Below are 8,323 nucleotides of genomic sequence, written 5' to 3' on the forward strand. Positions count from 1 at the left end.
TTATGACCGGTGAACGTGACCCGCGGCAGGCCTCGGTCCACCAGGCCGAGGTAGCCGCCGAGCAGGCCTACGTGGACGGCTTGTTCGACCGCCTCGACGACGCCGTCGCCCGCGCCAACGAATCCTTGGCCCGCGTGCAGGCGGACGTCGATCCCCAGACCCCGGACGCAGACGCCCTGGTGCGCCGCGAGACGGAATACCACGGCCTGCAGGCCAAGCTGGACAAGCTCAACCTGGCGCAGCTGGGCCTGGTCTTCGGCCGGATCGATATCGACGCCGACGGGGACAACCCGACCGAGGCGGGGCTCGACCGGCGCTACATCGGGCGCATGGGCATGGACGATCGCGCCGACGACTACCGCACCCTGCTGCTGGACTGGCGCGCCCCGATGGCCCGCCCGTTCTACCTGGCCACCACCGCCCACCCGGAGGGCGTCGAGCAGCGCCGCACCATCCGGATGCGCGGGCGCGAGGTCACCGATTTCACCGACGAGTACCTCTCCGGCGACAGCGCCGGCACGGACACCGCGGGCGTGGCCAGCGAGTCGGCGCTCTTCCAGGCCCTGCAGCAAGCACGCACCGGGCACATGTCCTCTATCGTGGAGACCATCCAGCGCGAGCAGGACGAGATCATCCGCGATTCGACCCGCGGCGTCCTGGTCGTCGAGGGCGGGCCCGGCACCGGTAAGACCGCCGTGGCGCTGCACCGCGTGGCCTACCTGCTCTACACCTACCGCGAGCGGCTCGCGTCCACCGGCGTGCTCATCGTGGGCCCCAACCCGACCTTTCTGGACTATATTTCCCAGGTCCTGCCCGGGTTGGGTGAGACCGGCACCGTGCTCTCGACCATCGGGGATCTCTTCCCCGGCGTGACCGGCAACCACCCGGAGGGGCTCCTGGCCCGCGAGATCAAGGGTTCGGAGGCCATGGCCGAAATCCTGGCGAACGCCGTCAAGGACTACCAAAAGGTCCCCGCCGAGGCGCAGGAGATCACCGTCGAGCAACTGCCGCTTACGGTCACCCCGGCCATGGTCAAGGCCGCCCGCACCCGCGCACGCCGCTCCCGCAAGCCGCACAACGATGCCCGCCTGGCCTTCGCCGAGCACCTCACCGAGTCCCTGGCCCGGGCGCTCTCGGAGCGCATCGGTGCCGATCCCCTCGGCGGCCAAAACCTGCTTTCGCGCGCCGACGTCGACCAGCTCCATGACGATCTGGCCGAGTCCCCCGCCGTGCGCGAGCTCATCGGCGCCTACTGGCCGGAGCTAGACCCCCAGCAGGTGCTTTCCGAGCTCCTGTCCTCCCGCGAGTTCATTTCCCGGGCAGCCGCCGCCTACGACGAGGAGACCCAGGAGGCACTCTATCGCGCCGACGGTACAGCCTGGACGGCTAGCGATGCTGCCCTCCTCGACGAGCTCGCCGTACTCATCGGCATGCCCGACCCGGCCGCCATCGAGGAGGCGGAGCGCGAGGCCTGGAAGCAGCAGGTCGCCGAGGCCGAGGACGCCCTGGATATCCTGAGCAGTTCCGAGTCCACGGACAACGACGACGACATGTTTGACGCGGAGATCCTCTCCGCCCACGACGTCATCGACGCCGAGACCCTGGCGCGGCGCCAGCAGGTCCAGGACCACCGCACCACCGCCGAGCGCGCCCGCGCCGACCACACGTGGGCCTTCGGGCACGTCGTGGTCGACGAGGCCCAGGAGCTTAGCGCCATGGAGTGGCGGATGGTCTTCCGCCGCAGCCCCTCGCGCTGGGTCACCCTGGTTGGCGACACCGCCCAGACCAGCGCCCCGGCCGGCGTGGACGCCTGGGCGGAGACCCTCGAGTCCTTCGTCGGCGGCCGCTTCCGCCACCACCGGCTCACCGTCAACTACCGCACGCCCGAGCCCATCACCGAGGTTGCCAACCGGCTGCTCGCACTCATCGACCCGCACGCCGAGCCTGCCACTGCCATCCGCCCCGGCGAGCCGGTTACCTACCACCGCCTGCCGGAAGAGGAGGCGGAGCGACCGGCAGCCGGCATCGGCAGCACTGCAGACGGGCGCTTGCGAGCGGTGATTGATGCCAGCAACGTCGAGGAGATCAAGGGCCTGGAATTCGACCACGTGGTTATCGTCGACCCGCAGACCATCGTCGCGGCCTCGCCGCAGGGGCTGCAAAACCTCTACGTGGCGCTGACACGCGCCACCCAGACGCTTACGGTCTACGGCGAGCTACCCGCTTAGGATAGATTGGTCATCATGGCTTTATCTGATTTTGCCCGCCTCTGCGAGCGCCATATCAACCGCTGGAGCGTCAAGCGTTCCGAAGCCCGAGGATGGGTGCCGGCCGTAACCTGCTACCTGGGCTACGGCAGCCCGGACCGGGTCCGCGTGCTGGGCCGCGTCCTGATGGAAAACCCCGACCGGCCCGCCCGTAACTGGGCCGAGCGCGGCTACCGCCAGTTTTTCACCATCCAGGTCGCCGGCCACGACGTCGCCGTGACCGCCGGGGACCAGACGGTCCACGCCTCCACCAACGACAACGGCTACATTGACGTCCTCGTCAAAGACCACGGCCTGAGCCCCGGGTGGCACGAGGTGACGATTGCCGCCGCGGGCGCCGAGCCGGTGACCGCGGAAGTGCTCATCGTTGATGAGAGCACCCGCGTCGGCATCATCAGTGACGTGGACGACACCATCATGGTCACCTGGCTGCCGCGTGCCCTGCTGGCGGCTTGGAACTCCTGGTTTAAGCGCACCAACCGCCGCCAGCCCGTGCCGGGCATGGACGCGTTCTACTCGGAGCTTATCGACGCCCACCCGAGCGCGCCCGTGTTCTACCTTTCGACCGGTGCGTGGAACACCTTCGACACCCTGGTCAACTTCGTGCGCGCGCACCGCCTGCCGCGCGGGCCGATGCTCTTGACCGACTGGGGCCCCACGCCCACCGGGCTCTTCCGCAGCGGCGTGGAGCACAAGAAGGTCCAGCTGCGAAACTTGATTATCGACTTCCCACACATCCAATGGATCCTAGTCGGCGACGACGGCCAGCACGACCCGCTGACCTACCGCGACGTGGTCAACGAGCACCCCGAGCGCATCGCCGGCGTGGCCATTCGCAACCTGTCGCCGCAGGAGCACGTGCTCTCGCACGGCACCGCCGCCCCGCTCGCCGAGGCCGGCAACAGCGCGCGCAGCGACGTCCCGCTCATCCAGGGCGACAACGGCCACAGCCTCCTAGCCGTCTACCGCCGCAACCCCTTCGATCGCGTCGAAAAGCACCGCGCCCGCTAGGCCCGGGCACGCACAAGGCCCTCCCGACTGCACCACGAGGAATGCAGCGGGGAGGGCCTTTAGCCTTCGGCGAGTAGGCCGCGCCTTAGGCGACGGTGTGGACGATCATGACGTCGCAGTCGGACTGGCGGGCGACATCTGCCGGGACGGAGCCCAGCAGGCGGCCGGTCAGGGAGTTGATGCCGCGGTTACCGACGATCAGCAGGTCGGCCTTGTTGTCGTTGACAATCGACATCAGGGCCTGCACCGGGGTGCCCGGGCGGACGGCGGTCTTGACGTCCTTGGCGCCGAACTTCTCGGCGTGCTCGCGGCCGGCCACGAGGTTGGCCTCGGCCTTGTCATCACCCAGGATGGTCACAGACTCCTGACGCAGAGTCTTGGAGGCCTCTTCCTTGTTCTCGTAGTAGGCGCAACCGATGATAAGGGTTGCGTCGAACGCAGCGGCAATCTTGGCTGCGCGCTCCACTGCCAGCAGGGAGGAGTTGGAGCCGTCGGTGCCGACAACTATGGTGTTGTAATCGCTCATGGTGACCTTTCTGTGGACTCTTGGTCCGCAAAATATTCTTCTGGTATTTACCCTATTCTAGTGTAACAACCAGCCGGCGGGGCTTTGGTGCAGCGGGCTAGTCAGTGGTATCTGCCACAAGCACGTCGACATGTGCCCGGCGGGTCAGATCCTTCGCCACGGAACCGAAGACGCGGCCGCGCATGGAATTGAAGCCCTTGTTGCCCACGACGAAGAGGTCGACATCGAAGTCCTCGCCGGCCGCCAGCAACGCCTTGACCGGATCGCCAGAACGGCCCACGATCTCGACGTTGTCGGCCTTCTCCTCTTCCGCGACCTGCAGCGCGGTAGCCAGGAAGTCCTTCGCCATGTCCTCGCTGATGACCGGCACGCCGGTGTTGTCCGAACCGGTCGCGCCCAGCATGGAGCTGGAGTGGTTGAAAAACGCGGACACGATGATGAGGCGGGCCTCGTAGACGCGCGCCAGGGAGGCGGCGGTACGCACCGCGCGCAGGGAGGTAGCCGATCCGTCGGTGCCGACGACGATATTCGAATAGGTAAGCATGTTCTTTCTTTCTTGCAGATTCAGCTTGCTTCTGCCCCAGTATAGCCTCTAAATGCCTGCCTCTTTGAGGCCTCGCGCTTCCTTTTTCAGGTCCGCGATCTCGTCGCGCAGACGTCCTGCAAGCTCGAACTTGAGCTCCCGGGCGGCCTCCCCCATTTGGGCGGTCAGATCGTCGATGAGCTTCTCGACTTCCTCGACCGCCATCGAGGACACGTCCGGCTTGTCCACCATCGCCGCCGGGTCGCTGGCCGCGGCCGATTCCCCGTCGCCGCCGCCGTCGTTGTCGTAGACTTGGTCCAGGATGTCGGCGATCTTCTTGCGCAGCGGCTGCGGATCGATGCCGTGCTCGGTGTTGTAGGCGATCTGCTTTTCGCGGCGGCGCTCGGTCTCCTCGATGGCGTTGTTCATCGACTCGGTGACCTTGTCCGCGTACATGATGACCTCGCCCGAGACGTTACGGGCCGCGCGCCCGATGGTCTGGATGAGCGACGTCGTCGAGCGCAGGAATCCCTCCTTGTCCGCATCCAGGATGGCCACTAGGGAGACCTCCGGCAGGTCAAGGCCCTCGCGCAGGAGGTTGATGCCCACCAGCACGTCGAACTCGCCCAGCCGCAGCTGCCGCAGCAGCTCCACGCGCTGCAGAGTGTCGATGTCGGAGTGCAGGTAGCGCACCTTGATCCCGTGCTCGAGCAGGTAGTCCGTGAGATCCTCGGCCATGCGCTTGGTCAGCGTGGTCACGAGCACGCGCTCCTGCTTGTCGACGCGGGTGCGCACCTCATCGATGAGATCGTCGATCTGGCCCTTCGTAGGCTTGACCGTGACCTTCGGGTCCACCAGGCCGGTCGGGCGGATGACCTGCTCGACAAACTCGCCGGCGGAGGCGGACAGCTCGTAGTCGCCCGGGGTCGCGGACATGTAGACCGTCTGGCCTACGCGCTGCTCGAACTCGTCGAAGGTCAGCGGGCGGTTGTCCACCGCCGAGGGCAGGCGGAAGCCGAACTCGACCAAGTTGCGCTTGCGGGCCATGTCGCCCTCGAACATGCCGCCGATCTGCGGCACGGTCACGTGGGACTCGTCGATGATCGTCAGGAAGTCTTCCGGGAAGTAGTCCAGCAGCGTCGCCGGCGCGGATCCGGCCTCGCGGCTGTCGATGTGCCGCGAGTAGTTCTCAATACCCGAGCAGAAGCCGACCTGCTCGATCATCTCCAGATCATATTCGGTGCGCATTCGCAGGCGCTGGGCCTCCAGTAGCTTGCCGCGGTTTTCCAGGTCGGCCAAGCGCTCGGCCAGCTCTTCCTTGATATCGGCCACGGCCTTTTTCATGCGCTCCGGGCCGGCCACGTAGTGGGTGGCGGGGAAAATCCGCAGCTCGTCGACCTGCTCGAGGACGTCCCCGGTGACCGGGTGAATGTAGTAGAGCGAGTCTACGTCGTCGCCAAAGAACTCAATGCGCACCGCCCGCTCCTCGTAGGCTGGGATGATGTCGACGGTGTCGCCGTTGACGCGGAAGGTGCCGCGGGTAAAGCCGACGTCGTTGCGCTCGTACTGGATATCAACCAGCAGGCGCAGGAAGCGGTCGCGCTCGACCTCGTCGTCGACGGCGAGAACCACCGAGCGGTCCAGGTAGGACTGCGGCGTGCCCAGGCCGTAGATGCAGGACACGGAGCTAACCACCACGACGTCGCGGCGCGAGAGCAGCGCCGAGGTCGCCGAGTGGCGCAGGCGCTCGACGTCCTCGTTGATCGAGGAGTCCTTCTCGATATAAGTATCCGTCTGCGCGATATACGCTTCCGGCTGGTAGTAGTCGTAGTAGGAAACGAAGTATTCGACGGCGTTGTGCGGCAGCAGCTGGCGCAGTTCGTTGGCCAGCTGGGCGGCCAGGGTCTTGTTCGGCGCCATCACCAGCGTCGGGCGCTGCTGCTGTTCGATGAGCCACGCCGCCGTCGCCGATTTACCGGTACCGGTCGCACCCATGAGCACCACGTCGGACTCGCCGCGGTCCAGCCGCTTGTCCAGCTCCGCGATCGCCGCGGGCTGGTCGCCGGCGGGCTCGTATTCGGACTCGACCTTGAACTCACCGGGGGTGCGCTCCACCTCGCCCACGGGGCGGTGCTCAGACTCGGACAGGATGGGGTGTTCCGCTGCAAAGGCCATGCCATCCAGTCTACCCGCCCGCCCGCTCGCGCCCTAGGCGAAGACGCGCTCCCGGATGCCCTCCACCCGCTCGCGCAGTTCCTCCAGGCTGCCGTTGTTGTCAATGACAATATCAGCCGCCGCGCGGCGCTTGTCGTCCGGGATTTGGGCCTTGATCCGCGCGCGGGCATCCTCAGGCGATAGGCCGCGGCCCACCAGCCGGGACACCCGCTCCTCGGGGTTGACGTCCACAACCAGCACCAGGTCCATGTCCTTGTCGAGGCCCTTGTCGACCAGCAGAGGCATATCGTAAACGACGACCGCGTCGCCGCGCTCACGGGCCCTGTCGAAGGCCTTGCGCGTTAGCTCCTCGATGCGCGGGTGGGTTATCCGGTTCAGCCGATCGGTCGCCTCCCGGCTGGCAAAGGCCCGTTCGGCGAGCTTGCTACGGTCCAGGCTCCCATCCGGGTTAAGGATGTCAAGCCCGAAGGCGTAGGCCGCGTCCTGGAGGGCCGGACGGCCCGGCTCCATAATATCGCGGGCGATCTGGTCGGCGTCCACCACCGTGGCACCAGCTTCCTCCAGCATCTTCGCCACGGTCGACTTACCGCTGCCGATTCCCCCTGTCAGTCCCACCACAAACACTCATTCTCCTCCTTTAAGTCTGATACGAGATTTCATGGCTAACTACCAACATCCAGGATAATTGTATCTCTCTTCCAGTGTGAAAATAATCCTCCCTCTTTAGCATAGAAACCTGAGCGCCGGTTCACGGAGCCATGTAGAGTTTCAGACACCCGTGGCTGAAGTGCCCTGACTTTTTAGACCTTAAATACACAGCACGCCGGACTTGCGAATTGTCTTCAGCGAACAAGTCGCCTCACCTTGTCGCAACAGAGAATTCCAAGGGAGCAGAACAAAACCAACAGACAATCACCTGGGTAGCTTAGGATCTACCTCTTCTGTCGATGCTTCTCAGCAACTATGGCAGAATGGCTCGACCAGCATTGGAGCTACACTGGCTTTTCGCTCGTGCCCGTCTTAATCCGACTCACTCCACACTCGGCTATTGAAAATAGAATGGAAATCTGGTAGAATAGGCTACGCATACAAGTTCACTACCCCGAGAAAGGAATTCCCGTTGACTTCTCACGCTATTCACGAGAACCACGAGCACGTACATGGTACGAACTGTGGGCACGTCAGTTTCCCACATCATGACCATACTGACTACGCCCACGACGGGCACATTCACCGCAAGCACGATGGCCACTGGGACGAATGCGAGGTGAATGAACACCACTACGCCGAACCCCACGACGATCATACTCACGGCGAAGGATGCGGCCACGTTGCAGTGCCCCACGGCGACCATGTCGATTATCTTCACGATGGCCACCGACATGCCGCACACGGCGACCATTATGATGAGCACTAACCATACAAGTCCCATAAAGGGTCTCGGGCCCTACTGCTAGCAGATTGAAAGGTTTAATAAAACAATCTGCTCTGAGCTATCCGAACTGTTGGAAGCACAAACCGGATCGAGCCAAGTACGACGACCAAGATACTTAGGTCAATATAATGCGGTCGATTAACGAGCAAATCTTGTCGGAATGTAACGCCTTCGGTTTGTGAGGTAGCCTTAAGCCGTTTGGGATTATGTGGTATCGGCTCCCGGGCGGGGTGATGGTACCCCTGCTCGGATTCGTTAGGTGAGGCATGGGACCTGACCCCTGTTTGGTGGACACCTGATATCCAGCCTAGTCGGGCTGGAAGAAAGGTAATCTACCACCATGTCCAGGTACTCCGAACAGTTCAAACGCGATGCCGTGGCCCTCT

7 protein-coding genes are annotated in these 8,323 nt (G+C 64.4%); 3 read left to right on the forward strand and 4 right to left on the reverse strand.

The genetic code is table 11. The annotated features are described in order from the left end of the window. Positions 1–2: 2 nt before the first annotated feature. Positions 3–2,228: a HelD family protein gene (locus QQS52_RS10695; protein WP_472773843.1), complete on the forward strand. Its 2,226-nt coding sequence runs from the start codon at positions 3–5 to the stop codon at positions 2,226–2,228. 15 nt (positions 2,229–2,243) lie between these two features. Then, positions 2,244–3,278: an App1 family protein gene (locus QQS52_RS10700; RefSeq protein ID WP_472773844.1), complete on the forward strand. Its 1,035-nt coding sequence runs from the start codon at positions 2,244–2,246 to the stop codon at positions 3,276–3,278. Between the two features lie 85 nt (positions 3,279–3,363). On the opposite strand, the gene QQS52_RS10705 is transcribed toward QQS52_RS10700, so the two are convergent. From QQS52_RS10705 to coaE, 4 genes are all read right to left on the reverse strand, one after another. Further along, a complete protein-coding gene (locus tag QQS52_RS10705; protein ID WP_290226091.1) occupies positions 3,364–3,804 on the reverse strand; it encodes a universal stress protein in 441 nt (146 codons plus the stop codon). A 97-nt stretch (positions 3,805–3,901) separates the two neighbouring features. Further along, a complete protein-coding gene (locus tag QQS52_RS10710) occupies positions 3,902–4,348 on the reverse strand; it encodes a universal stress protein (protein ID WP_070769313.1) in 447 nt (148 codons plus the stop codon). A 48-nt stretch (positions 4,349–4,396) separates the two neighbouring features. Continuing rightward, complete coding sequence (uvrB, locus tag QQS52_RS10715) at positions 4,397–6,502, reverse strand: excinuclease ABC subunit UvrB (RefSeq protein ID WP_472773845.1); 2,106 nt, start codon at positions 6,500–6,502, stop codon at positions 4,397–4,399. 33 nt (positions 6,503–6,535) lie between these two features. After that, positions 6,536–7,126 (reverse strand): dephospho-CoA kinase, encoded by a 591-nt coding sequence (coaE, locus tag QQS52_RS10720; RefSeq protein ID WP_472773846.1) that lies wholly within the window; start codon positions 7,124–7,126, stop codon positions 6,536–6,538. 496 nt (positions 7,127–7,622) lie between these two features. Here coaE and QQS52_RS10725 point away from each other — a divergent pair, with 496 nt between their 5' ends. Then, positions 7,623–7,919 (forward strand): hypothetical protein, encoded by a 297-nt coding sequence (locus QQS52_RS10725; protein ID WP_472773847.1) that lies wholly within the window; start codon positions 7,623–7,625, stop codon positions 7,917–7,919. The last annotated feature ends 404 nt before the right edge of the window (positions 7,920–8,323 follow it).

Source organism: Corynebacterium sp. 1103A (genome assembly GCF_055700955.1).